The organism is Pseudomonas sp. lyk4-TYG-107, assembly GCF_030209055.1.
GTDB classification, from domain to species: Bacteria; Pseudomonadota; Gammaproteobacteria; order Pseudomonadales; family Pseudomonadaceae; genus Aquipseudomonas; species Aquipseudomonas putida_A.
Window position 1 is genome coordinate 84,946 of the sequence record NZ_JARVST010000018.1, and the last position, 24,447, is coordinate 109,392.

Below are 24,447 nucleotides of genomic sequence, written 5' to 3' on the forward strand. Positions count from 1 at the left end.
TAACTCATCGCTATAGAAGCTAGCGCCTGATTAGAAGTTCAGCTGTTTTTTTAGTTATTTCACATTTTTTTTACAAGCTGAATTTTTCGACGTCGCCGGCAACCTGACCCAGCAGGGGCAGGGTCTTGCGGAAGAACGCGAGGTCGGCACTGGTCCAGAATCTGACCGGGCGGTTCGGCCCTTCGGCGAGCAGATCACGTTCGGCCAGCAACCGTTGCAGTTGCCGCGCTACGGCTGCGCCAGTGTCAATCAGGCTGATGCTGTCGGGAATCATCGTCTTGAGCATCGGCTTGAGAAACGGATAGTGAGTGCAACCGAGAATGATCGTGTCGCAACCGTTGGCCAGCAGCGGGTCGACGTAATGCTGCAGCAACGTGCGCAACTCGGCGCTGTGCAGATCACCGCTTTCAATCAGTTCCACCAGGCCGGGGCATGGCTGGGTGATGACGCGAACGTCAGCGGCGAAGCGGTCAAGCAACGCGGCGAACTTGGCACTCTGCAACGTGCCGGTGGTGGCGAGTACGCCAACCACACCGCTGCGGGTGGCGGCAGCTGCGGGTTTGACCGCTGGCTCCATGCCGACAATCGGCCACTCGGGGAAATCACGGCGCAGATCGGCAACCGCGGCCACCGTCGCCGTGTTGCAGGCGATCACCAGGGCCTTGGCGCCCTGCTCACGGAAAAAACCGGCCATCACATTGCAGCGCTGGCGGATGAACTCCGGGGTTTTCTCGCCGTAGGGAATGTGCCCGCAATCGGCGAAATACAGCAGTGATTCATGGGGCAGCAAACGCTGGATTTCAGCCAGTACCGACAAGCCGCCGACACCGGAATCGAACACCGCGATCGGCGCCTCACGCATGCTGCGAACCACAGACGCCGCACCCCGGATCACGCTTGACCCGCAGCTCACGGAAGCGCGAACCCAGAGCATCGATCAACAGCAAACGCCCCACCAACGGTTCGCCAAAACCCACCAGCACTTTCAACGCTTCAAGCGCCTGCAGGCTGCCGACCAGCCCCACCAGCGGCCCGACCACACCGGCTTCGCTGCACGTCAGTTCGGCTTCGCTGCCATGCCCGTACAGGCAGTGGTAGCACGGACTTTCCGGGCGGCGCGGGTCGAACACCGACAACTGCCCTTCCAGACGAATCGCCGCGCCGCTGACCAGCGGTTTGCGCGCTACCACACACGCGGCGTTGACCGCTTCGCGGGTGGAGAAGTTATCGGAGCAGTCGAGCACCAGATCCACCGCCGACACGGCGGCGGCCAGGGAATCCTCGTCCAGCGCCTGACGATGAGGCACCAGTTTAATCTCGGGATTGATCGCGCTCAGGCGCTTGAGCGCCGAGTCGACCTTGCTCATGCCGACGCTGTCGGTGTCATGAATGATCTGGCGTTGCAGGTTGGTCAGGTCGACCGTGTCGAAATCCGCCAGATGCAACTCACCGACACCGGCCGCCGCCAGATACAGCGCGACCGGGGCGCCGAGACCGCCAAGGCCGACAATCAGCACACGGCTGTCTTTCAGCTTCAGTTGCCCATCGATATCGATGTGTTGCAGCAGAATCTGCCGGCTGTAGCGCAGCAATTCCTGATCATTCAGCACGGCAGGCGCCCCAGGCTGATCCGTTGATGGCCGCCCAGATCGGTGCGGCTGTGGACTTGTTCAAAACCACGGGTGAGCAACAGATCACGCACGGCTTCGGCTTGATCATAGCCGTGTTCGAGCATCAGCCAGCCGCCGGCTTCCAGATGATCCGGGGCCTGGGCGATGATCAGGCGCAGATCGTCGAGCCCGTCGACACCGGCCACCAGCGCACTGGCCGGTTCGAAGCGCACGTCGCCCTCGACCAGATGCGGATCGGCAGCCGCAATGTACGGCGGATTGCTGATGATCAGATGGAAACGCTGGCCTGCGAGGGCGCTGAACCAGTGACTGCTCAGCACCGTGGCGTTGCTCAGGTTCAAACGCTGACGGTTGCGTTCGGCGAGGGCCACGGCTTCCAGCACACGATCCACCGCCATGACGTTCCACGCCGGGCGTTCGCTGGCCAGGGCCAGGGCAATCGCGCCGCTGCCGGTGCCCAGATCGAGGACTTTCGCCGGCGTTGCCGCCAGCAGTTCCAGTGCGGCCTCGACCAGCAACTCGGTGTCCGGGCGCGGGATCAGAGTGTGCGGCGCCACTTCCAGATCGAGCTTCCAGAACCCCTGCTGACCAAGGATGTAGGCCACCGGCTCGCCACTTCGACGCCGTTGCAGGTACTCGGTAAAAATCAGCACCGCTTCGCTGGGTACGATGCGCTCGGGCCAGGTGTGCAGGAAGCTTCGCGATTTGCCCAGTGCCGCTGCCAGGAGCAATTCGGCATCCAGGCGCGCGGTGGGCGAGTCCGGCAATTCGGCAGCGCGCAACAGACTGGCAATGATGGTCATTTATTCACCTATCGCTGCAAGTTGGTCGGCCTGGTATTCGGCCAGTAAAGGCTCGATCACCGCTTCAACGCCACCGGCGAGAATTTCATCGAGGGAGTACAGGGTCAGGTTGACGCGATGGTCGGTGACCCGGCCCTGGGCAAAGTTGTACGTGCGAATGCGCTCGGAACGGTCACCGGAACCGACCAGCAACTTACGCTCGCTGGCAATCGCATTCGCCGCCGCTGCGGTTTGCTGATCGTTGAGTTTGGCCGACAGCCAGGCCATCGCCCGGGCACGGTTCTTGTGCTGGGAACGTTCTTCCTGACACTCGACGACGGTGCCAGTCGGTATGTGCGTGATGCGGATCGCCGAGTCGGTGGTGTTGACGTGCTGACCACCGGCCCCGGAGGAGCGGTAAGTGTCGACACGCAGATCCGCCGGGTTGATCTCGATGGCTTCGCGCTCGTCCGGTTCGGGCAACACCGCCACGGTGCAGGCCGAGGTGTGGATACGGCCCTGGGATTCGGTGGCGGGTACACGCTGTACGCGGTGCGCGCCGGACTCGAATTTCAGCTTGCCGTAAACGTTGTCGCCTTCAATGCGGGCGATGACTTCTTTATAGCCACCGTGCTCGCCTTCGTTTTCCGAAAGAATCTCCACGCGCCAGCCACGTCGTTCGGCGTAACGCGAGTACATGCGGAACAGATCGCCGGAGAAGATCGCCGCTTCGTCGCCACCGGTACCGGCGCGAATTTCGAGAAAGACGTTACGACCGTCATTGGGATCCTTGGGCAGCAACATGCGCTGCAGATCATCTTCCAGCCTGATCAGCAATTCCTTGGCTTCGCGGACTTCTTCCACGGCCATTTCACGCATGTCCGGGTCGCTGTCCTTGAGCAGCGCCTGGGCGCCTTCAAGATCACTTTGTACGCCGAGCAGCTTTTTGTAGCCGTGTACCACCGGCTCGAGTTCGGCGTATTCCTTGGAATAGGCGCGGAATTTGGCTTGATCGGCAATGACTTCGCCGTCGCCGAGCAGCGCGGTCAGTTCCTCGAAACGGTCCTGGAGGGTGTCCAGCTTGTTGAGCAGTGACGCTTTCATTGCGGTTTTTTATCCGAAAAACTATCCGGTGAGCCCTCGAGGGCAAAGAGTTCCTGGGCCATGGCCAGCGCATCGAGGCGGCCTTCGGCAGAAAGCTTTTTCAATTGCACGCTGGGCGCATGCAACAGTTTATTGGTCAGGCCGCGGGCCAGTTGCCCGAGCACATCTTCGGCGTTGCCGCCGTTGGCCAGCAGACGCAGGGCTTTTTGCAGCTCCTCGTCGCGCAGGCGTTCGCTTTGTTGCCGATAAGCCTTGAGCACATCGACCGCCGCCAGCTCACGCAGACGCACCATGAAATCGTCGGCGCCGACCGAGACCATCTCTTCCGCCGCCTGGGCTGCGCCCTGACGACTTTTGAGGTTCTCGGCAACCACTTCGTGCAGATCATCGACGCTGTACAGGTAAACGTCGTCGAGTTCGCCGACTTCCGGCTCGATGTCGCGGGGTACGGCGATGTCGACCATGAAGATCGGTTTGTGCTTGCGCTGCTTCAGCGCGCTTTCCACCGCGCCCTTGCCGAGGATCGGCAACTGGCTGGCGGTCGAACTGATCACGATATCGCTGCGCACCAGTTCCGCCGGAATGTCCGAGAGCAGCACCGCGTGCGCGCCGAACTGCTCGGCCAGCAGGCTGGCACGCTCCAGCGTACGGTTGGCGACCACGATGCGCTTGACCCCCAGCTCGTGCAAATGGCGGGCGACCAGCGTGATGGTCTCGCCGGCGCCGATCAACAGAGCCTGGCTGCGCTGCAAATCACTGAAAATCTGTTTGGCCAGGCTGACGGCGGCAAACGCCACGGACACCGGGTTTTCGCCGATGGCGGTGTCGGTACGCACTTGCTTGGCGGCATTGAACGTCGCTTGAAACAGCCGCCCCAGCAGCGGGCCGATGGTCCCGGCCTCGCGAGCCACGGCGTAAGCCGATTTCATCTGGCCGAGAATCTGCGGTTCGCCCAGCACCAGCGAGTCGAGCCCGGAGGCGACGCGCATCATGTGACGAACTGCCGCATCATCTTCATGCACATAAGCACTCGCGCGCAGCTCATCGAGGCTTAAATGGTGATAATCGGCCAGCCAGCGCAGAACCAGATCAGCCGAAACCTGATCCTGTTCTATATACAGCTCACTGCGATTGCAGGTGGAGAGGATCGCAGCTTCGCGGCTGTCGGTGAGTCGGCAGAGCTGCTGCAAGGCCTCCACCAGCTGCTCAGGGGTAAAGGCCACGCGCTCGCGGACGTCTACTGAAGCAGTCTTGTGGTTAATACCGAGTGCAAGGAAGGCCATTCAAGGTCGCTGATGGTGACGTGAAGCCGGCAATTGTCCTACTTCGTCAGATTCAGAACAACTACCGCTGACTATTGTCCCAATTGTCGGCCACTATAAAGGCCACATTCGAGACTCGGTTATGTTTGGCCGAAGGCTTGTGTCATGATGATCCGACCGCAGGTTAGTCGTCCTCTTCCTATATGAATAGATCTTCCGCGTTGCTCCTTGCTTTTGTCTTCCTCAGCGGCTGCCAGGCCATGGCACCCGTTTCGCCGGACGGTACCCCGCCGGTCGAAGACACCGCGTCCACGCCTGAAAAACCCAAGGTTTACAGCTCGTTCAGCGAGGAAACCGTTTTCAGCCTGCTGAGCGCCGAACTCGCCGGCCAGCGCAATCGGTTCGACATTGCCCTGGACAACTACGTGACCCAGGCGATCAATACTCAGGACCCGGGGGTTTCCGAGCGCGCGTTCCGCATCGCCGAATACCTCGGTGCCGACCAGCCTGCGCTGGACACCGCACTGATCTGGGCAAAAAACGCCCCGGACGACCTCGAAGCGCAACGCGCCGCCGCCGTGCAACTGGCCCGCGCCGGGCGTTATGACGACTCCATGGTTTATATGGAGAAAGTCCTGCAGGGCAAGGGCGACACCCATTTCGACTTCCTCGCGCTGTCGGCCGCCGATACCGATCAGGAAACCCGCAACGGCCTGATGAAAAGTTTCGACCGTCTGCTGCAGCGCCACCCGAAGAACAGCCAGCTGATTTTCGGCAAGGCCCTGCTGCTGCAACAGGACGGCGACAATAAAGCCGCCCTGACACTGCTCGAAGACAACCCGCCGGAAGAAGGCGAGATTGCGCCGATCCTGCTGCGCGCGCGTCTGCTGCAAACCATGAATCGTGGCGACGAAGCCCTGCCGCTGTTGCGGAAAAGCATCAAGAAATACCCGGACGACAAACGCCTGCGCCTGACTTATGCGCGCACGCTGGTTGAACAGGACCGGATGGATGACGCCAAGGTCGAGTTCTCCACCCTCGTTCAGCAATACCCGGAAGATGACGAACTGCGTTATTCGCTGGCACTGGTGTGCCTGGAAGCCAAGGCCTGGGACGAGGCCAAGGGTTACCTGGAAGACCTGATCGCCCGGGAAAGCCACGTTGACTCGGCGCACCTGAACCTCGGTCGCATCGCCGAAGAACGCAACGACCCGCAGGGCGCGCTGATCGAATACGCGCAGGTCGGCCCTGGCAATGACTATCTGCCGGCGCAACTGCGTCAGGCCGATATTCTGATGAACAACGGCAAGACCGCCGAAGCCCAGAGCAAACTGGCGGCCGAACGCGATGCCCAGCCGGATTACGCGATCCAGCTGTATCTGATCGAATCCGAAACCCTGTCGGCCAACAAACAGGACGACAAGGCCTGGAAAACCCTGGATAAAGCCTTGCAGCAATACCCGGACGATCTGAATCTGCTCTACACCCGGGCCATGCTCGCGGAAAAACGCAATGATCTGGCACAGATGGAAAAAGACCTGCGCCTGATCATCAAGCGCGACCCGGACAACGCCATGGCGCTCAATGCGCTGGGCTACACCCTGTCCGATCGCACCACCCGCTACGCTGAAGCCAAGGCCCTGATCGAACAGGCGCACCAGATCAATCCGGAAGACCCGGCGGTACTCGACAGCCTCGGCTGGGTGAATTTCCGCATGGGCAATCTGGACGACGCCGAGAAATATCTGCGTCAGGCGCTCGAGCGTTTCCCGGACCACGAAGTCGCCGCGCACCTGGGCGAAGTTCTGTGGGTCAAGGGCAATCAGCGTGAGGCCAAACAAGTCTGGGGCAAGTACCTCAAAGATCAGCCCGACAGCACCATCCTGCGCAGCACCATCAAGCGCCTGACCGGATCCGAGACTCTTTAACTCATGTTTTTGCGCCACGTTATTGTTTTCAGCTTCATCGTCCTGCTCTCCGGTTGCGCGGGTTTCGGCGCTCGCGAATCGGTCGAGGGCCACGGCAGTCCGGCTCAGTGGGCCGCGAACAAACAACAACTGACCGGCCTCGACGGCTGGCAGATCGACGGCAAGATCGGCATTCGCGCACCGAAAGATTCCGGTAGCGGCACGCTGTTCTGGCTGCAACGCCAGGACTACTACGACATTCGCCTGTCCGGCCCGCTGGGTCGTGGCGCGGCACGTCTGACCGGGCGCCCGGGCAAGGTTTCGCTGGAAGTCGCCAATCAGGGCCGCTATGACTCCGAGTCGCCGGAAGCGCTGCTCGAAGAGCAACTCGGCTGGAAGCTGCCGGTCTCCAATCTGGCCTGGTGGGTCCGTGGCCTGCCGGCCCCCAGCAGCAAAAGCCGTCTGACCCTCGATAACGACAGTCGCCTGGCCAATCTGGAACAGGACGGCTGGAAGGTCGAGTACCTCAGCTACGCCGAGCAAAACGGTTACTGGCTGCCCGAGCGGATCAAGCTGCATGGCACCGATCTGGACGTGACGCTGGTGATCAAGACCTGGCAACCGCGTAAATTGGGGCAATAAAGCATGACCGCTCCACGCCTGACGCTGCCGTCGCCGGCCAAGCTCAACCTGATGCTGCACATTCTCGGGCGCCGCGCGGACGGCTACCACGAATTGCAGACGCTGTTTCAGTTTGTCGATTACGGCGACGAAATCACCTTCGCCGTGCGCGATGACGGCTTGATTCATCTGCACACCGAATTCGCTGGCGTGCCCCACGACAGCAACCTGATCGTGCGTGCGGCAAAAATGCTGCAGCAACAGTCCGGCTGCACACTCGGCATCGACATCTGGATCGACAAAGTGCTGCCCATGGGCGGCGGCATCGGTGGCGGCAGCTCCAACGCGGCGACCACCCTGCTCGGCCTCAATCACTTGTGGCAACTGGGCTGGGATGAAGATCGCCTCGCCGCACTGGGCCTGTCGCTCGGCGCTGACGTGCCGGTTTTCGTCCGTGGTCACGCGGCATTTGCCGAAGGCGTGGGCGAGAAACTGACCCCGGTCGACCCCGAAGAACCGTGGTATCTGGTGCTCGTGCCGCAAGTCTCTGTAAGTACGGCAGAAATTTTTTCCGATCCTTTGTTGACACGTAACACGCCGCCCATTAAAGTGCGCCCCGTTCCCGAGGGAAACAGTCGAAATGACTGCTTGCCGGTGGTTGCAAGGCGTTATCCAGAAGTACGTAACGCATTGGATTTGTTAGGTAAATTTACCGAAGCGAAACTCACCGGAACTGGAAGTTGTGTGTTTGGGGGCTTCCCAAGCAAAGCTGAAGCTGATAAAGTCTCGGCCCTTCTGACAGAGACCCTTACAGGGTTTGTAGCGAAAGGAAGCAACGTTTCGATGTTGCATCGCAAGCTGCAAAGTCTGCTCTAAAAGGAATCAAGTGCCAGGCACTTGAAGCAACAGATACAGGGGCGTCGCCAAGCGGTAAGGCAGCAGGTTTTGATCCTGCCATGCGTTGGTTCGAATCCAGCCGCCCCTGCCATTTTCTATACTCATCCAGGTTACCCTCAGCCTCTAGGTACTGCGCGTGTCCAAGATGATGGTCTTTACGGGGAACGCTAACCCCGATCTGGCTCGGCGTGTTGTACGTCAGCTGCATATCCCTCTCGGTGACATCTCTGTCGGTAAATTCTCCGACGGCGAAATTACTGCCGAGATCAATGAAAACGTTCGCGGTAAAGACGTTTTCATTATTCAGCCGACTTGCGCTCCGACCAACGATAACCTGATGGAACTGGTAGTGATGGCTGATGCCTTCCGCCGCTCCTCGGCTACTCGTATTACTGCTGTTATTCCTTATTTTGGTTATGCCCGTCAGGATCGCCGTCCGCGTTCCGCACGTGTGGCTATCAGCGCGAAAGTCGTTGCTGACATGCTCACCGTAGTCGGCATCGACCGTGTTCTCACGGTTGATCTGCATGCTGACCAGATTCAGGGCTTCTTCGATATTCCGGTAGATAACATCTACGGCTCCCCGGTTCTGGTGGATGACATTGAAGATCAGCGCTTCGAAAACCTGATGATCGTGTCCCCGGACATTGGTGGCGTCGTGCGTGCACGGGCCGTTGCCAAATCCCTGGGCGTGGATCTCGGGATCATCGACAAACGCCGTGAGAAAGCCAATCACTCTGAAGTGATGCATATCATCGGTGATGTCGAAGGGCGTACCTGCATTCTGGTCGATGACATGGTCGATACCGCCGGCACTCTGTGCCACGCGGCCAAGGCCCTGAAAGAGCATGGCGCAGCCAAGGTCTTTGCCTACTGCACACACCCTGTGCTGTCGGGCCGGGCCATCGAGAATATCGAAAATTCCGTGCTGGACGAGCTGGTGGTGACTAACACCATCCCGCTGTCCGCTGCAGCACAAGCCTGTGCACGTATCCGTCAACTGGATATCGCACCGGTTGTTGCCGAAGCGGTTCGCCGCATCAGCAATGAAGAATCGATCAGCGCGATGTTCCGTTAAGGGCCCTGCCCTTCTCGAAATGTCTCGTTGACGAAAAGCGCCCCGCCCCGGCATTCCTGTCGGGGCGGGGCTTTTTTGCCCATACCGTGTTTGGCGCTGGTCGCAAACGCCACTCGGTCATGGCTATTTTGGAGATACAAAATGAACGATTTTACTCTGAATGCTGAAGTGCGTTCCGACCTGGGGAAAGGTGCGAGCCGCCGCCTGCGTCGTCTCGCCGCTCTGGTTCCAGCTGTTGTTTACGGTGGCGACAAAGCCCCTGAATCCATCAGCATGCTGGCCAAAGAAGTTGCCAAACTGCTCGAAAACGAAGCGGCTTACAGCCACATCATCGAGCTGAACGTTGGTGGCAAGAAACAAAACGTCGTGATCAAAGCCCTGCAACGTCACCCGGCCAAAGGCCACGTGATGCACGCTGACTTCGTACGCGTTGTAGCTGGCCAGAAACTGACCGCTATCGTTCCTGTGCACTTCATCAACGAAGCTGCTCCAGTGAAGAAAGGCGGCGAAATCTCGCACGTTGTTGCCGAGATCGAAGTTTCCTGCCTGCCAAAAGACCTGCCTGAGTTCATCGAAGTCGACCTGGCTGACGCTGAAATCGGCACCATCGTTCACCTGTCGGACCTCAAAGCTCCTAAAGGTGTCGAGTTCGTTGCTCTGGCACACGGCGATGACAAGGCAGTAGCCAACGTCCACGCTCCACGTGTTGCTCCAGAAGCTACCGAAGAAGGCGCAGCAGAGTAATTTCACTCTGTTCGTCGGAGTGAGTGAAACATCGCGGACTGGAACGTAGCGAGAAAGCGGGCGGGAACGCGGAGTTTACATTCATGGTAAATGAGCAATTTTCGTCCACTTTCGCCGCCTTCACTGATCGCGGCGATGTTAACCACCACTCCAAGGAAGGGCCCCTATCGTGACTGCCATCAAACTGATCGTTGGCCTGGGTAATCCAGGCGCTGAATACGAACAGACCCGGCATAACGCAGGGGCCCTTTTTGTTGAGCGCATCGCTGCCGCGCAAGGTGTCAACCTTGTGCCCGATCGCAAATATTTCGGCCTGACCGGACGCTACTCGCATCAGGGTCAGGATGTTCGTCTGCTGATTCCCACCACCTACATGAACCGCAGCGGCCAGGCCGTGGCGGCACTCGCCGGTTTCTTCCGCATCAAGCCTGAAGAAATCCTGGTGGCGCACGACGAACTCGACCTGCCTCCGGGCGTCGCCAAGCTCAAACAGGGCGGTGGCCATGGCGGTCACAACGGGTTGCGCGACATCATCGCGCAACTGGGCAATCAGAATACTTTCTACCGCCTGCGGCTTGGCATCGGCCACCCGGGCGTCGCCAGTATGGTTTCAAATTTCGTCCTGGGTCGTGCGCCACGCGCCGAACAGGAAAAACTCGATGCCAGCATCGACTTTGCCCTCGGCGTGCTGCCGGATATCCTCGCCGGTGAATGGAACCGCGCGATGAAAAACCTGCACAGCCAGAAGGCCTGACTCTAATCCGAGGGGAAACACCATGGGATTCAATTGCGGCATCGTCGGCTTGCCTAACGTCGGCAAGTCCACCCTGTTCAACGCCCTGACCAAATCCGGGATCGCGGCCGAGAACTTCCCCTTCTGCACCATCGAGCCGAACAGCGGCATCGTGCCGATGCCGGATCCACGTCTGGAAGCCCTGGCGGCCATCGTCAATCCAAAGCGCATCCTGCCGACCACCATGGAATTCGTCGACATCGCAGGCCTGGTGGCCGGCGCGTCGAAAGGTGAAGGTCTGGGCAACAAGTTCCTGGCCAACATCCGCGAAACCGACGCCATCGCTCACGTGGTGCGCTGCTTCGAAGACGACAACGTGATCCACGTGTCCAACAGCGTCGACCCGAAACGCGACATCGAAATCATCGACCTGGAACTGATCTTCGCCGACCTCGACAGCTGCGAGAAGCAACTGCAGAAAGTCGCGCGCAACGCCAAGGGCGGTGACAAGGACGCCGTGGTTCAGAAAGCTCTGCTTGAGCAACTGATCGCGCACTTCACCGAGGCCAAGCCGGCGCGCAGCCTGATGAAGAACATGAGCGCTGACGAAAAGTCGGTGATCAAGGGCTTCCACCTGCTGACCACCAAACCGGTCATGTACATCGCCAACGTCGCTGAAGACGGTTTCGAGAACAACCCGCACCTGGACGTGGTCAAGGCCATCGCCGAAGAAGAAGGCGCCATGGTGGTTCCGGTGTGCAACAAGATCGAAGCGGAAATCGCCGAGCTCGATGACGGCGAAGAGAAAGACATGTTCCTCGAGGCTCTGGGCCTGGAAGAGCCTGGCCTGAACCGCGTGATCCGCGCCGGCTACGAAATGCTGCACCTGCAGACCTACTTCACCGCCGGTGTCGAAGAAGTCCGCGCCTGGACCGTCCGCGTCGGTGCCACCGCACCACAAGCTGCTGGCGTGATCCACACCGACTTCGAAAAAGGCTTCATCCGCGCCGAAGTCATCGCCTACAACGACTTCATCCAGTACAAGGGCGAAGCCGGTACCAAGGAAGCCGGTAAATGGCGCCTGGAAGGCAAGGACTACATCGTCAAAGACGGCGACGTGATGCACTTCCGCTTCAACGTGTAAGCGACACGCCCAAGAAAAAGCCGCGTTTGATACGCGGCTTTTTTGTGCCTTACAGATTTGTTTGCAACACCACCAATCCCCCTGTGGGAGCGGGCTTGCTCGCGAAGGCGGTGGGTCAGCCACATTAATATCGACTGATATACCGCATTCGCGAGCAAGCCCGCTCCCACCGTTGGAATTGTGTAGGTCAGGTTTTTTTGGTGCGCGGCAGGAAGATCGCCAGCACGCCAAACAACGGCAAAAAAGAGCACAGGAAATACACGTACTCGATCCCGTGCACATCCGCCAGATGCCCAAGCAGCGCCGCGCCAATCCCGCCAAACCCGAACATCAAGCCGAAGAACACCCCGGCGATCATCCCGACATTGCCCGGCACCAGTTCCTGCGCGTAAACCACAATCGCCGAGAACGCCGAGGCGAGAATGAAGCCGATCACCACGCTGAGGGCAGTGGTCCAGAACAGATCGACGTGCGGCATTAGCAACGTGAACGGCGCCACGCCGAGGATCGAAAACCAGATCACCGCCTTACGCCCGATCTTGTCGCCGATCGGCCCGCCAAAGAACGTCCCCGCCGCCACCGCGCCGAGAAACAGGAACAGGTGCAGCTGTGAACTGGCCACCGACAGGTCGAACTTCTCGATCAGGTAAAAGGTGAAATAGCTGGTGAGGCTGGCCATGTAGAAATACTTGGAAAACACCAACAGCCCCAACACCACCAGCGCACTGATCACCCTGCCCTTCGACAACCCGTGAGTCGCCGCCTGCCCGGCCTTGAGCTTGAACAGGTTCAGGTGATGGGCGTACCAGCGGCTGATGCGATACAGCACGAACAGCGCAAACACCGCGAACAGACCGAACCACGCCACGTTGCCCTGACCGAACGGAATGATGATCGCTGCCGCCAGCAACGGGCCGAACGCAGAACCGGCGTTACCACCGACCTGGAAGGTCGATTGCGCCAGACCAAAGCGTCCGCCCGAGGCCAACCGCGCGATCCGCGAAGCCTCGGGATGAAAGGTCGAGGAGCCGATACCGATCAGCGCCGCCGCCAACAGAATCAATGGAAAACTGCCGACCACCGACATCATCACGATGCCAATCAGCGTGCAGATCGAACCTGCCGGCAACAGCCACGGTTTCGGATGGCGGTCAGTGTGATAACCGACCCACGGCTGCAACAGCGACGCGGTCAATTGGAAGGTCAGCGTGATCAGGCCGACCTGGGTGAAGCTCAAGCCATAGTTGGCTTTGAGCATCGGATAGATCGACGGCAGCACCGACTGAATCAGGTCGTTGATCAAATGCGCCAGCGCCACCGCGCCGATGATACGCATCACCAACGGGCTGCTTTGGGGAGGAGCGGACGCCGAGGCAGCGGCGGTCTGAGCGTTGCTGATAGCCATGAAAGTTTCCGTACAGCAGATGGGTGCACGCAGGCAGGTGCGTCAATGTGCCATTTTTCGGTGCGCCAGCGCCATCCCCTTAGCCAGCTAACTAACTGACTGACCGTCGCACGCGAAGTGATAGCGCAACGCCATGGTCTGAATCTTGCCTTGCTTCTCCCCTCGAACGCGGCGGCCTTACAAAGGCCTCCGAGAATGGGAAGTTTCGCTACAGAGCCGGCCTACAGAGCGGGCGAGAGTGAACTTTCGAGGCCTTTTAGCAGGGCACGACATCGAGGTCGCACGACCGCGATGCACGCCATTGGTGCGTGGTGTCCAGAGGAGTCATGAGGCATGCAGGCTTTCTTGTCACCGGGGATCAAATTGCTGGGGCGGTTTGGATTCGCGCGTAAATTCCAGTTGTTGTTTCTGCTGTTCATTCTGCCGTTGGCCGGCAGCCTGTTGATGATTGGCCAGGACTATCGCAACAAGCTCAATCTGATTTCCGGCGAGCGTGCCGGCGTACGCCAGTTGCTCAGCCTCGATGCGCTGGACAACCTGCTCGCCGCCCAGCGTGACCGCGCCGCCCGTTGGCGCGCCACCGAAACCAATCGCCAGCCGACCCCGGCGACCCTCGCCGCCATGGCGGCGTTTGACGCGATTCAACCAGCCGTCCAGCAAGCCACCAGTGATTTGGGCAACGCGCTGAAAAATGAAGGTGCCGAAGGCGAAACCCTCGCCCGCTATCAAGCCCTGCAAACCGCGCTCGGCGGTCTGGATTCGAAAAGCCTGAGCGGCGTCGGTTGGTGGCCGGACGGTTACGACCGTTTCACCAATGCTCTCAGCGCCCTGCAAGCCTTGCGCGAGCAAATCGTCATGGACAACCGCCTGACGCTGGCGCCATGGCTGGAGACCTATCTGCTGACGCAGATCTCCACGCAGCACGCACCGGATCTGATCGAGCGCGTGGGTCGACTCGCCGCCGTCGGCCAGGCTTCGGTGGTCTCGGGACAATTCACCCTGCAAAGTCGCTTGCAACTGCGCGACCTGCGCGGCCGCATCGGCGACGCCCGCGAGCAGCTTGTCAAAACGGCAGGCCTGCTCGAAGCGCGCATGCCGAGCGATCTGCAAACCTGGGCCGGTCAATACCACGACAGCCTCAAGCGTCTGGACGCAGGGCTGAAAGTGCTGGATGACGGCGTGTTCGGCGGCAGCATTACCCTCAAGCCTGAAGACTTCGAACGCAGCCTCGATGCTCTGCTGGGTGATCTCGCCTCGTTGCGCCAGCAATCGCTGCTGTCGCTGGATCAGCGTCTGGACGCCTACCACGCCTCGGCGATTCGCCAGTTCATCGTAGTCGCGGCGATCTTCGGTTGCCTGTTGCTGGCGGCGCTGTACCTGTTCGTCTGCCTGCAGGCTTCGATCCGCCGCAGCGCCAGCGGCATCACCCTGCTGGCCGAGGCCCTGCGTGACGGCAATCTCAGCCTGCAAGTGCCGGTGGTGGGCCGCGATGAGCTGGCGGCGATCAGCACCGCGCTCAACGTCGCGGTGGTGCAACTGCGCGCGAGCATGCTCGGGGTCGATCACGAAACCTCACAACTGAGCCACGCGGTGCGCAGCCTCAACGAGCATTCCAGCGGCGCGCTGAGCGAAGTCGAGGCGCAGCAATTGCAGATCAGCCAGATCGCCGCCGCTGCCACGCAACTGGCCGCCACTTCGCAAGGTGTGGCGCAGAGTTGCGAACAGGCGTCCGGCAGCGCCCAGCACACCCGGCGCATCGCCGCCGACAGTAGCCGCGACAGCCAGCGCACCACGGCGAGCATTCAGCAGCTCAATCAACGCCTCAACGAAACCGCAGCGGCACTCGGTCGAGTCAGCGAACAGGGCCAGCAGATTCAACTGGTGGTCGACACCATTCGTGGCGTCGCCGAGCAGACCAACCTGCTGGCGCTCAACGCTGCGATCGAGGCGGCACGCGCTGGCGAACAGGGACGCGGATTTGCCGTGGTCGCCGATGAAGTGCGCAGCCTGTCGCAGCGCACGCAATCGTCCACTGCGCAGATTGCCGGCACCGTCGATAGCCTCCGCGCTACGGTCAACGAGGCGGTGAGCCTGATGGAAGCTGCATGCGGCCAGGCGCAATCGGATGCCGAAGCCGTGACCGGTCTTGGTGAACGTCTCGGCGAAATCGCCAGCGCGGTGCAAAGTGTCACTGACACCCTGGCGCAGATCGCCACCGCCGTTGAGGAACAGGCGAGCACCGCCGATGAAGTCAGCGGCAATATCCAGCAGGTCGATCAGGCGGCGATGCGTTTGCTTGAAGGTGCGCGGGCGGTGAACCTCGCAGCGGACACGCTGAGCCAAGGCAGCCATGCGTTGAGCGCCAATACCGCGAGATTCCAGCTGCGTTGACGCCCTGCCCAGCCCCGATTTCCGGGGTCGGAGGATAAGCGGTTGAAAATAAGAAGAAATATTTTAAATTTACGCTTGACGCTTTTCCATTTCAGGGGAATAATGCGCGCCACTTGGCTACATAGCTCAGTTGGTTAGAGCATAGCATTCATAATGCTGGGGTCCGGGGTTCAAGTCCCTGTGTAGCCACCAAGTACTAAAAACGGCTTACCGAAAGGTAGGCCGTTTTTTTATGCCTCGAGAAAACCGCCCTCTGTGGTGAGGAGATAAATCCCTAACCACAATGCCAATCCTGACCTATTCAGGTCTGCTCTGCCGACAGGGCCATCAGCCCCTTCGCCCAGATCTGCCGAGTACGCAACCCGACCATCGCCCGCCAATCCGGATCGGCCGGATAGAACTGCTCCAGCAGTTTCAACTTGATCGCCCGCCCCGTCGCATCCAGCGGATCGCCATGCAGATGCAACCAGTGATCATCGCGCAAATAACGATGCACCTCCGGCCCCGGATACGTTCCGCATTCGATCACGAACGGCATCAGTTGCACGCCCGGCAACGCATTGAGCAATGCCTGTGAGGTGTAGCCGGTAGCCGTCGCGGCGACACCGGTTTCGCTCAACGTTTCGGCGCCGGTGTGCAAGGTGTACAACCATGGGCCGTAGATCGACTGTGCTTGCGCCAACGCCGGATAAGGCGCCTGGGTGATGGTCAGCAACATCGGATGCCCGTACTCCCCTGCCCCGGTGTGCAGGTCGAAGCACATGACGGTTTCAGCGCCAGCCACATGGGCGTCGATGATCTGATGCAACGTGCGATTCGACCAACTCGGCGCGCGGCCGCCATAGAACAGTCCATCGGGATGGCTATGCTGACCGCCCTCGACAATCGACATCACCGCCGGCCAGCCGTGTTCGGCAATCTGCGCTTCGAGCAAGGCATCGGTGCGCTTACGCTCGGGGCCGTGCAAATCGGTGCAGGCGTAGATCTCGTGCAGCGTGGCGTAGGCGCGGTTGTCCGGTAGCGATCCTGCGAAATCCAGGTGATTGCGGTTGAGGTCGATATTGTCTTCGTTGACCCGCCGCAGCCACGCCGTACCCCAGGGGTTGATCAGGTGAATCATCACTACCGCGACATCCTTGGGCAGCGAGCCCGGCACGAAAGTCTTCAGCCAGTCGATCTGGCAATCCGAACCGTAATAGCCCTCGACTCCGTGAGTGCCGCTGAGCGCCACCAGCCGGCGCTTTGCCTGCGGATTACCGAGCACCGCGACATCGGTGCTCAGGGGCTCGCCAAAGGGGCCGCAACGCGGATGTGCGTAGGAGGTGAGCGTGGCTCCGGCAGCTTGGGCGGCGGTCAGAAACTGTTCGCGTTGATCGCGGTAACTGGACTCGGTTGGAAACTCGCTGTGCATATCGGCCTCTTGTGTTTTTTATGGCTTGACCTTTGTAGGAGTGAGCCTGCTCGCGATAGCGGTGGGTCAGTCAACTTGGATGTTGAATGTTATGACGCCATCGCGAGCAGGCTCACTCCTACAGGGGGATATTTGCGGTCGTTCTATTGAGTTTGACCCTAGCGAACATCCGCCCGGAAAAGAAAGACAATAATGCCCACCGGTTTGCGTCGCGACCGAGCGGTCGATAAAGTCCGTCAGACCTTTCACCCCATGGACGGAGAGCCCCACGTGTTTCCAGCCCTGCCCCTGAGCCGCTTTCGCCTGCCTGCCCTGACGCTGATCATCAGCGCGCTGACCCTCACCGCGTGCAACGCCCCGCCCTCCTCGACCTTGCCGCTGGCGCCGGAGGCCGCTTCCGGTTACCGCACCGATCTGCAGACTCGCCACGCCAGTCAACACATGGCCGCTGCCGCCAATCCGCTGGCCGCCGAGGCCGGTCGCGAGATGCTGCGCAAGGGTGGTTCGGCGATTGATGCGGCGATTGCCATGCAAGCAGTGCTGACCCTGGTCGAGCCGCAATCCTCCGGGATCGGTGGCGGTGCGATGATCGTGTTGTGGGACGGCAAACAGGTGCGCACCTACGACGGACGCGAAACCGCCCCGGCGGGTGCCACCGAGAAGCTGTTCCTGCAGGCCGACGGCAAACCGATGCCATTCCCGCAGGCGCAGATCGGCGGGCGCTCGGTGGGTACTCCGGGCGTGCTGCGTGCGCTGGAAATGGCACACAAACAACACGGTCGCCTGCCGTGGGCCACGCTGTTCGAGCCGGCGATCAAACTCGCCGAGCAGGGCTTTGCGATTTCACCGCGCCTGCATTCGCTGCTGGAATCCGACCCGGTGATCCGTAAATCACCGGACATGGCCGCCTACTTCCTCAACCGCGACGGCAGCGTCAAAGCCATCGGCACGCGCCTGCAGAACCCGGCGCTGGCCGCCGTGCTCAAGCGCATCGCCAACGAAGGCCCGGACGCGCTGTACAAAGGCCCGATCGCCGAAGAGATCGTCGCCAAGGTGCAGGGTCACGCCAATCCCGGCAGCCTGTCACTGAATGATCTTCAGCGCTATCAGGCCAAGGAACGCGCGCCGCTGTGCACCGACTACAAGCGCTGGCAGGTCTGCGGCATGCCGCCGCCGTCGTCGGGCGGGATCGCCGTGGCGCAGATTCTCGGCACCTTGCAGGCGCTGGAAAGCCGCGACCCGCGTCTGTCGCTGACACCGCTCAAACCTGTGAAAACCAACAAACCGGCCGGTATCGAACCCGATCCCCAAGCCGTGCACCTGATCGCCGAAGCCGAACGCCTGGCCTACGCCGACCGCGCGCAATACGTCGCCGACACCGATTTCGTTCCGGTGCCGGTCAAAGGTCTGGTCGATCCGGGTTATCTGGCCAGCCGCGCCAGCCTGATCGGCGAACGCAGCATGGGCAGCGCCCAACCGGGCACACCGCCGGGCGTGCAGGTGGCCTACGCGCCGGATCGCTCGCCGCTGCGCATCTCCACCTCGCAAGTCGTTGCCGTGGATGATCTGGGCGGCGCGGTGTCGATGACCACCACCATCGAAGCGGCGTTCGGCTCGCACCTGATGGTGCAGGGCTTTTTGCTGAACAACCAGATGACCGACTTCTCGTTCATCCCCGAAGAGCACGGGCAGAAAGTCGCCAACCGCGTCGAACCCGGCAAACGCCCACGCTCGTCGATGGCGCCGACGCTGATCTTTGACCGCAACAGCGGCGAATTCCTCGCCAGCGTCGGCTCGCCGGGCGGTTCGCAGATCATCGAATACGTGGCCAAGACCACCGTCGGCCTGCTCGACTGGAACCTCGACCCGCAAAGCGCCATCAGCCTGCCCAACTTCGGCAGCCGCAACGGCCCGACCGAACTGGAACAAGGCCAGTTCAGCCCGGCGTTGATTCAGGCGTTGAAGGACAAGGGACATGTTGTGAATGAAATCGACATGACCAGCGGCACCCAGGCGATCGTGCGGGTCAAGGATGCGCAAGGGAAAGCCTCGCTGGAAGGTGGCGCAGATCCGCGGCGTGAAGGGGAAGCGTTGGGGGATTGAGGCGACGCAGGAAAAACAAAAGGCTTACCGCGAGGTAAGCCTTTTTTGTGCCTTATAAATTGTGCTCCTCTGCCGCAAGAGGCTAGCTAATCAAACCGGCAGGATTTTACCGTCCACCGCATCGCCAATCGTCAGGAAATGCCCGCCGGCCACGTGGTGCAGCGTGCGCAAACCGTCGTGCCCGTCGAAATGCCAACGCCCATCGCTGAACACCCGTTCATCAGCCTGAGCGGCGATGACTTCGGCGAGGAACAGGTCATATTGCTCGTGGTTGCGCGGTTCGGGCAGCAAGCGGCATTCGAGCCAGGCCACGCAGCCTTCGAGCAACGGCGCCTCGACGGTTTCACCGGCGAAGGTTTGCAGGCCATAAGCCTGAAACTTGTCCTGCCCCTGATTCTGCTGGATTTCCAGACCCGAGGTATTGCCGACGGTTTGCACGATGTCAGCCTGATTGACGCACGGCACGTTGAGCACAAAAGTGCCGGAGGCTTCGAGCAACTGGCGGGTCCAGGTGGACTTGTCGAGGACGACGGCGACTTTCGGCGGTTCGAAATCCAGCGGCATCGCCCAGGCGGCGGCCATGATGTTGCGCTGGCCGTCATGGGCAGCGCTGACCAGCACGGTCGGCCCGTGATTGAGCAGACGATAGGCTTTGTTCAGGGGCACCGGGCGGCGGTGGGAAGCACTCATGGGGATCTGCTCCGGGGAAAAAGGAGAAGATTGTAGCGCCACCTTCAACTGTAGGAGTGAGCCTGCTCGCGATCGCAGTAGTTCAATCAACATGGAGGTTGAATGTCAGACCGATATCGCGAGCAGGCTCACTCCTACAGGGTTTAGTACAGGTCAGTTAGAGAGTTGATTGGCAAACTGGCCGACCGCATCCACCACTTTCTGCGCGCCGTCCTGGATCTCGACGATCACCGTGCCCGCTTCCGCCGCCAGTGCCAGGCCCTGTTCAGCCTGAAGCTTGCCATCGGTCATCAGCGCCACAGCATTGCGCGCCATCTCCTGATTCTGTCGCACCACAGTGACGATCTCTTCGGTCGCCTGACTGGTGCGTGAGGCCAGTTGCCGCACTTCGTCGGCAACCACCGCAAAGCCCCGGCCCTGTTCGCCGGCACGAGCCGCTTCGATGGCGGCGTTGAGCGCCAGCAGGTTGGTCTGTTCGGCAATGCCGCTGATGGTTTTGACGATGGTACCGATCACCTGCGACTGCTCGTTCAGTGCCTCGATGCCCTCACCAGCCGCCTGCATGTGGCGCGACAGATCACGCATCACATTCACTGCCTCGGTGACCACCGTAGTGCCACGTTGAGCGGTGCTGTCGGTTTGCTGCGAAGTGCTGTAGGCAATGCTGGCCGCGTCGGCTACCGCTTGTTCGCGATTGACCTGATCGGTGATCACCGTGGCGAATTTCACCACTTTGTACAGTTTGTTGTTGGCATCGACCACCGGGTTGTAGGACGCCTCCAGCCACACCGTACGACCATGGCTGTCGACCCGCTTGAAGCGGTTGGCGACAAACTCGCCGTTGTTCAGGCGACGCCAGAAATTCTGGTACTCGGCGCTGTTGTACTCCTCGGGCGTACAGAACATCCGGTGATGTTTGCCTTTGATCTGCGCCAGGCTGTAACCCATGCCCTGCAGAAAGCGCTCGTTGGCATTGAGCACGTTGCCATTGAGGTCGAACTCGATCACCGCCGTCGAACGCACCAACGCGCCGATCAGGTTTTCGTGTTCGCGGGAGGCTTCGATGGTGCGGGTCAGGTCGCTGGAGAAGATCGAGAAATGCTTGATCCGCTCGTCCGAAGAGCGCACCGGCTGCACGATGGAGCGCAGCCACGCCTCTTCGCCATTACCACGCAACAGGCGCACGGCTCCGGCGAAATGTTCGCCACGGGTCAGTGCGGCCTTGAAACGATGATGAAAGTCGTCGGCCTTCACGTGCGCCGGAACGATATCTTCAATGGCGCGCCCCACCAGATCCTGGCTCTTGTAGAGCATCTCGCCAAGGAAGTTCTGATTGACCGACTGAATCCGGCCATCGGGTTCCAGGGTCAGCACCAGCATCTCGCTTTCCAGGCTTTCCTTCACTTGCAGCAGGCTGGAGAGTTCTTCACGAAGCGTAGCCAGCTCTTGCTTGAGGCGTTTGTTGAACATGGGAAAGTACCGATAGGCAGGTAGAAAGCAGGATGCAGCCTAACCATCGGCCTTGGAAAACTTTTCTGAAGAGCGTTTGAGACCGGTCAGTCAAAAATAATCTCAATAGGCCATGGCTCTGACTATCACCGCGCAGGCCGGTTACAAAAGCCACCGCTCTGGCCCGGCCACTTCAGGTATTCTCAGGTCAAATTGCAACAACATGTTGCAGGTAACCGCCCGATAAGGAGTGCCGTTTTGGATTTATCGACCGCTGCCTGGATGATGCATGACACCCGCCTGATTCTTTGCTGCCTGCTGGCGATTGCGACGATCATCGTGTTGATCAGCGCCACCAAACTTCCACCTTTTCTCTCGATCCTGATCGGCACTTTCATTGCCGGTGTCGGCGCCGGTCTGCCGCCGGAAGACGTAGCCAAGGCGTTCAGCAAAGGCGCCGGGGCGATTCTCGGAGAAGCGGGGATCATCATTGCCCTGGGTTCGATGCTTGGCGCACTGATGGCCGAGTCCGGCGCTGCCGACCGTATCGCCTCGACGCTGCTCGGGCTGGGCAAAGGCAAGTCCCTGCCGTGGGTCATGGCGTTGGTGGCGATGGTGATCGGCCTGCCGCTGTTCTTCGAAGTGGGGCTGGTGATGATGGTGCCGATCATCTTCGTCATGGCCCGTCGCTCGGGTCAGCCATTGTTGAAAATCGCCATTCCGGCGCTGGCTGGGATGACCACCCTGCATGCCCTGATGCCGCCGCATCCCGGGCCGCTGATCGCGGTCAGCGCATTGCATGCCGACCTTGGGCTGACCATGTTGCTGGGCTTCAGCATCGCGATTCCGGCGGTGATTCTGGCGGGGCCGCTGTACGGCAACTGGCTGTCGAAACGCATGCACGTCGATGAGCCGGCAGAGCTCGGCGCACTGTTCAGCGCTCCGCCGAAAGCGCCGCGCCAGCCGAGTTTCGGCCTGTCGCTGCTGATCATTCTGTTGCCGGTGCTGCTGATGCTCGGCAGCACCCTGGCGAAAGTCGCGATGCCCCCCGAAAGCAGCGTCGCCCTGACGCTGAAGTTCCTCGGCGAACCGTTGGTGGCGCTGGGCATTGCGGTGATGGCGGCGGTGATCTGCCTCGGTTGGGCCAACGGCATGCCGCGCGAACAGGTCGGCGGCACGCTGCGCAAAAGCCTGGCGCCGATTGCCGTGTTGCTGCTGACCATCGGTGCCGGCGGCGGCTTGAAGCAGACCTTGCTGGACGCCGGCGTCAGCCAGACCATCAGCAAAGTCGCCGAAGGCGCGCACATGCCGTACCTGCTGCTGGCCTGGCTGATTGCCGTGGCACTGCGTCAGGCTACGGGTTCGGCGACCGTCGCGACCACGACGACAGCGGGGATTCTGGCGCCGATGATGGCGGGGCTCGCCGCGACGCAAAGCTCACTGGTGGCGCTGGCGATTGGCGCCGGCTCCGTGTTCTTCTGCCACGTGAATGACGCCGGCTTCTGGATGGTTCGCGAATACTTTGGCTTGCAACTCAAACAGACGATCTGGGTCTGGTCGATCCTGCAAACCATTGTCTCGGTGGTGGGACTGGTGGGGACGTTGCTGTGGTGGCACTGGCTGACCTGACACTCGTCAGGAACAGGGCGCCACGGCTTGGCGCCCGACACTGCTCATGCGCGAACCGAAATACGCCGCGCTGACAATGCCGACTGCGCCCATCACCGCACAGAACATCACGCAGATCCACGGACTCCACGGCATCAGACCGATCAGCAACAGCGGTGTGATACTCGCCCACGCGGCGTAGGCAATGTTGTAGGTGAAGGAGATGCCCGACACGCGAATCCGCGCCGGAAACAGTCCGACCATCACCGATGGCACCGCGCCGACCACACCGCAGCCCAGGCCGGCGACGGCATACGCCAGCCCGACCCAATTGCCGCCCATGATCAGACAGCTATAAAGCACACCAATGCCCAACGGCAGCAGCAGGCTATAAAGCATGACCGTGCGCCAGGCACCGATGCGATCGACCAGCAATCCGGCAATCACACAACCGATGTTGAGAAAGACGATGCCCAACGCGCTCAGGGCGAAGGTGTGGCTGGCGGTCATGCCGAAGGTTTTCTGCATCATGGTCGGGGTGATGACCACGAACACCACCACCGCCGACGTCAGCACACAGGTCAGCAGCATCGCCGGCAACATCGCCAGACGATGTTCGCGCAGCACCGTGCGCAACGGCAGTTCGACCCGCGCTTCACGCTGGGCTTCCATGGCCATGAACACCGGGGTTTCGCTCAACCAGCGGCGCAGGTAGACACCGATCACGCCGAACACACCACCGAGCAGGAACGGATACCGCCAGGCGTAATCAAGGATTTCCGCCGGGGTGAACACTTGTGCAAGGAAAGTCGCGGTCAGCGCGCCAATCAAGTAACCAAAGGTCAACCCGGCCTGCAAAAAGCCCAGCGCGTAACCGCGATGCCCGGCAGGCGCGTGCTCGGCGACGAACACCCAGGCGCTCGGCACTTCGCCGCCGACCGCCGCGCCTTGCAGGATGCGCAACGCCAGCAACAGCAGCGGCGCGAAGTAACCGATCTGTGCATAAGTCGGCATGATCCCGATCAGCAGGCACGGCAGCGCCATCATCAGGATGCTCAGGCTGAAGACCTTTTTCCGGCCCAGGCGATCGGCGAAATGCGCCATCAGGATCCCGCCCAGCGGGCGCGCCAGATAACCGGTGACGAAGATCCCGAAGCTTTGCAGCAGACGCAGCCATTCGGGCATTTCCGGTGGGAAGAACAATTGGCTGAGGGTCAGGGCGAAGAACACGAAAATGATGAAATCGTAGATCTCCAGCGCCCCGCCGAGGGCCGCAAGACCGAGGGTCTTGTAATCGGAACGGCTGAATGGCGCCGGTCGGGCTGTGGATTGGGCAGTCATGGCAAAGAACTCTGGCAGGCAAAAAACCAAGGCGCCCATGGTCTACGCAAATCTGCCTGGGGACAACCCGTTAGACCATAGTCCCGGTTTCGCAAAACCAGCTCACAAAACAGCCAGGCTTGATTTACTGTTTAGACCAGTCTCCA

At 60.7% G+C, this 24,447-nt stretch carries 20 protein-coding genes, 2 tRNA genes and 1 pseudogene; 12 read left to right on the forward strand and 11 right to left on the reverse strand.

Annotated elements, in window-relative coordinates:
- Positions 1–70: 70 nt before the first annotated feature.
- Genes murI through hemA form a run of 5 tightly spaced genes read right to left on the reverse strand, consistent with a single transcriptional unit; the run spans position 71 to position 4,800 of the window.
- Positions 71–862, reverse strand: a complete 792-nt coding sequence (gene murI, locus QRN61_RS15155; protein WP_285374106.1) for a glutamate racemase — start codon at positions 860–862, stop codon at positions 71–73.
- Positions 855–1,610, reverse strand: coding sequence for a molybdopterin-synthase adenylyltransferase MoeB (locus QRN61_RS15160; RefSeq protein ID WP_285374107.1), 756 nt, complete (start codon positions 1,608–1,610; stop codon positions 855–857). The genes murI and QRN61_RS15160 overlap by 8 nt, the downstream gene beginning before the upstream one ends.
- Positions 1,604–2,434: a peptide chain release factor N(5)-glutamine methyltransferase gene (gene prmC / locus QRN61_RS15165; RefSeq protein WP_183785910.1), complete on the reverse strand. Its 831-nt coding sequence runs from the start codon at positions 2,432–2,434 to the stop codon at positions 1,604–1,606. The genes QRN61_RS15160 and prmC overlap by 7 nt, the downstream gene beginning before the upstream one ends.
- On the reverse strand, positions 2,435–3,517 hold the full coding sequence (gene prfA, locus QRN61_RS15170; protein ID WP_285374108.1) for a peptide chain release factor 1: 1,083 nt from the start codon (positions 3,515–3,517) through the stop codon (positions 2,435–2,437).
- Positions 3,514–4,800: a glutamyl-tRNA reductase gene (hemA, locus tag QRN61_RS15175; RefSeq protein WP_027612235.1), complete on the reverse strand. Its 1,287-nt coding sequence runs from the start codon at positions 4,798–4,800 to the stop codon at positions 3,514–3,516. The genes prfA and hemA overlap by 4 nt, the downstream gene beginning before the upstream one ends.
- 182 nt (positions 4,801–4,982) lie before the next feature.
- Here hemA and QRN61_RS15180 point away from each other — a divergent pair, with 182 nt between their 5' ends.
- The 8 genes from QRN61_RS15180 to ychF all read left to right on the forward strand — a co-directional run bounded on the left by QRN61_RS15180 (position 4,983) and on the right by ychF (position 11,903).
- Complete coding sequence (locus tag QRN61_RS15180; protein WP_096797286.1) at positions 4,983–6,707, forward strand: tetratricopeptide repeat protein; 1,725 nt, start codon at positions 4,983–4,985, stop codon at positions 6,705–6,707.
- Between the two features lie 3 nt (positions 6,708–6,710).
- Entirely contained in the window at positions 6,711–7,328 is a 618-nt protein-coding gene (gene lolB / locus QRN61_RS15185) for a lipoprotein insertase outer membrane protein LolB (protein ID WP_285374109.1), read from the forward strand.
- Positions 7,329–7,331: 3 nt separating this feature from the next.
- Complete coding sequence (gene ispE, locus QRN61_RS15190) at positions 7,332–8,183, forward strand: 4-(cytidine 5'-diphospho)-2-C-methyl-D-erythritol kinase (RefSeq protein WP_097086251.1); 852 nt, start codon at positions 7,332–7,334, stop codon at positions 8,181–8,183.
- Positions 8,184–8,220: 37 nt separating this feature from the next.
- Positions 8,221–8,295 (forward strand) — tRNA-Gln (locus QRN61_RS15195).
- 45 nt (positions 8,296–8,340) lie between these two features.
- Positions 8,341–9,282 (forward strand): ribose-phosphate pyrophosphokinase, encoded by a 942-nt coding sequence (locus QRN61_RS15200; protein ID WP_003171603.1) that lies wholly within the window; start codon positions 8,341–8,343, stop codon positions 9,280–9,282.
- A 141-nt stretch (positions 9,283–9,423) separates the two neighbouring features.
- Positions 9,424–10,026 carry a 50S ribosomal protein L25/general stress protein Ctc gene (locus tag QRN61_RS15205; RefSeq protein ID WP_095136806.1) on the forward strand — a complete coding sequence of 201 codons (603 nt, stop codon included), beginning with the start codon at positions 9,424–9,426 and terminating at the stop codon, positions 10,024–10,026.
- 169 nt (positions 10,027–10,195) lie between these two features.
- On the forward strand, positions 10,196–10,780 hold the full coding sequence (gene pth / locus QRN61_RS15210; protein WP_285374110.1) for an aminoacyl-tRNA hydrolase: 585 nt from the start codon (positions 10,196–10,198) through the stop codon (positions 10,778–10,780).
- A 22-nt stretch (positions 10,781–10,802) separates the two neighbouring features.
- Positions 10,803–11,903, forward strand: a complete 1,101-nt coding sequence (ychF, locus tag QRN61_RS15215; protein ID WP_047599160.1) for a redox-regulated ATPase YchF — start codon at positions 10,803–10,805, stop codon at positions 11,901–11,903.
- A 187-nt stretch (positions 11,904–12,090) separates the two neighbouring features.
- Here ychF and QRN61_RS15220 read toward each other — a convergent pair whose 3' ends face one another.
- Entirely contained in the window at positions 12,091–13,308 is a 1,218-nt protein-coding gene (locus QRN61_RS15220; RefSeq protein WP_285374111.1) for an MFS transporter, read from the reverse strand.
- Between the two features lie 333 nt (positions 13,309–13,641).
- Between QRN61_RS15220 and QRN61_RS15225 the strand changes: the two genes are divergently transcribed.
- Together QRN61_RS15225 and QRN61_RS15230 are read left to right on the forward strand one after the other, a co-directional pair.
- On the forward strand, positions 13,642–15,699 hold the full coding sequence (locus tag QRN61_RS15225; RefSeq protein ID WP_285374112.1) for a methyl-accepting chemotaxis protein: 2,058 nt from the start codon (positions 13,642–13,644) through the stop codon (positions 15,697–15,699).
- A gap of 115 nt (positions 15,700–15,814) precedes the next feature.
- Positions 15,815–15,891: transfer RNA gene (locus QRN61_RS15230), tRNA-Met, on the forward strand.
- A 109-nt stretch (positions 15,892–16,000) separates the two neighbouring features.
- Here QRN61_RS15230 and QRN61_RS15235 read toward each other — a convergent pair.
- Positions 16,001–17,110 (reverse strand): DUF2817 domain-containing protein, encoded by a 1,110-nt coding sequence (locus QRN61_RS15235; protein ID WP_115988906.1) that lies wholly within the window; start codon positions 17,108–17,110, stop codon positions 16,001–16,003.
- A 270-nt stretch (positions 17,111–17,380) separates the two neighbouring features.
- Here QRN61_RS15235 and ggt point away from each other — a divergent pair, with 270 nt between their 5' ends.
- Positions 17,381–19,213 (forward strand): gamma-glutamyltransferase, encoded by a 1,833-nt coding sequence (gene ggt, locus QRN61_RS15240; RefSeq protein WP_201137076.1) that lies wholly within the window; start codon positions 17,381–17,383, stop codon positions 19,211–19,213.
- Between the two features lie 90 nt (positions 19,214–19,303).
- On the opposite strand, the gene QRN61_RS15245 is transcribed toward ggt, so the two are convergent.
- From QRN61_RS15245 to QRN61_RS27790, 3 genes and pseudogenes are all read right to left on the reverse strand, one after another.
- Positions 19,304–19,903, reverse strand: a complete 600-nt coding sequence (locus tag QRN61_RS15245) for a flavin reductase family protein (RefSeq protein ID WP_097086259.1) — start codon at positions 19,901–19,903, stop codon at positions 19,304–19,306.
- 153 nt (positions 19,904–20,056) lie between these two features.
- Entirely contained in the window at positions 20,057–20,665 is a 609-nt protein-coding gene (locus QRN61_RS27785) for a methyl-accepting chemotaxis protein (protein ID WP_372241231.1), read from the reverse strand.
- Positions 20,645–21,373: pseudogene (locus QRN61_RS27790) on the reverse strand (PAS domain-containing protein); the annotation flags it as partial. The gene QRN61_RS27785 and the pseudogene QRN61_RS27790, both read right to left, overlap by 21 nt.
- A gap of 237 nt (positions 21,374–21,610) precedes the next feature.
- On the opposite strand from QRN61_RS27790, the gene QRN61_RS15255 reads away from it, so the two are divergent.
- Positions 21,611–22,981, forward strand: a complete 1,371-nt coding sequence (locus QRN61_RS15255; RefSeq protein ID WP_150368464.1) for a GntT/GntP/DsdX family permease — start codon at positions 21,611–21,613, stop codon at positions 22,979–22,981.
- A 6-nt stretch (positions 22,982–22,987) separates the two neighbouring features.
- Here QRN61_RS15255 and QRN61_RS15260 read toward each other — a convergent pair whose 3' ends face one another.
- A complete protein-coding gene (locus QRN61_RS15260; protein WP_098968455.1) occupies positions 22,988–24,301 on the reverse strand; it encodes an MFS transporter in 1,314 nt (437 codons plus the stop codon).
- Positions 24,302–24,447 lie beyond the last annotated feature (146 nt).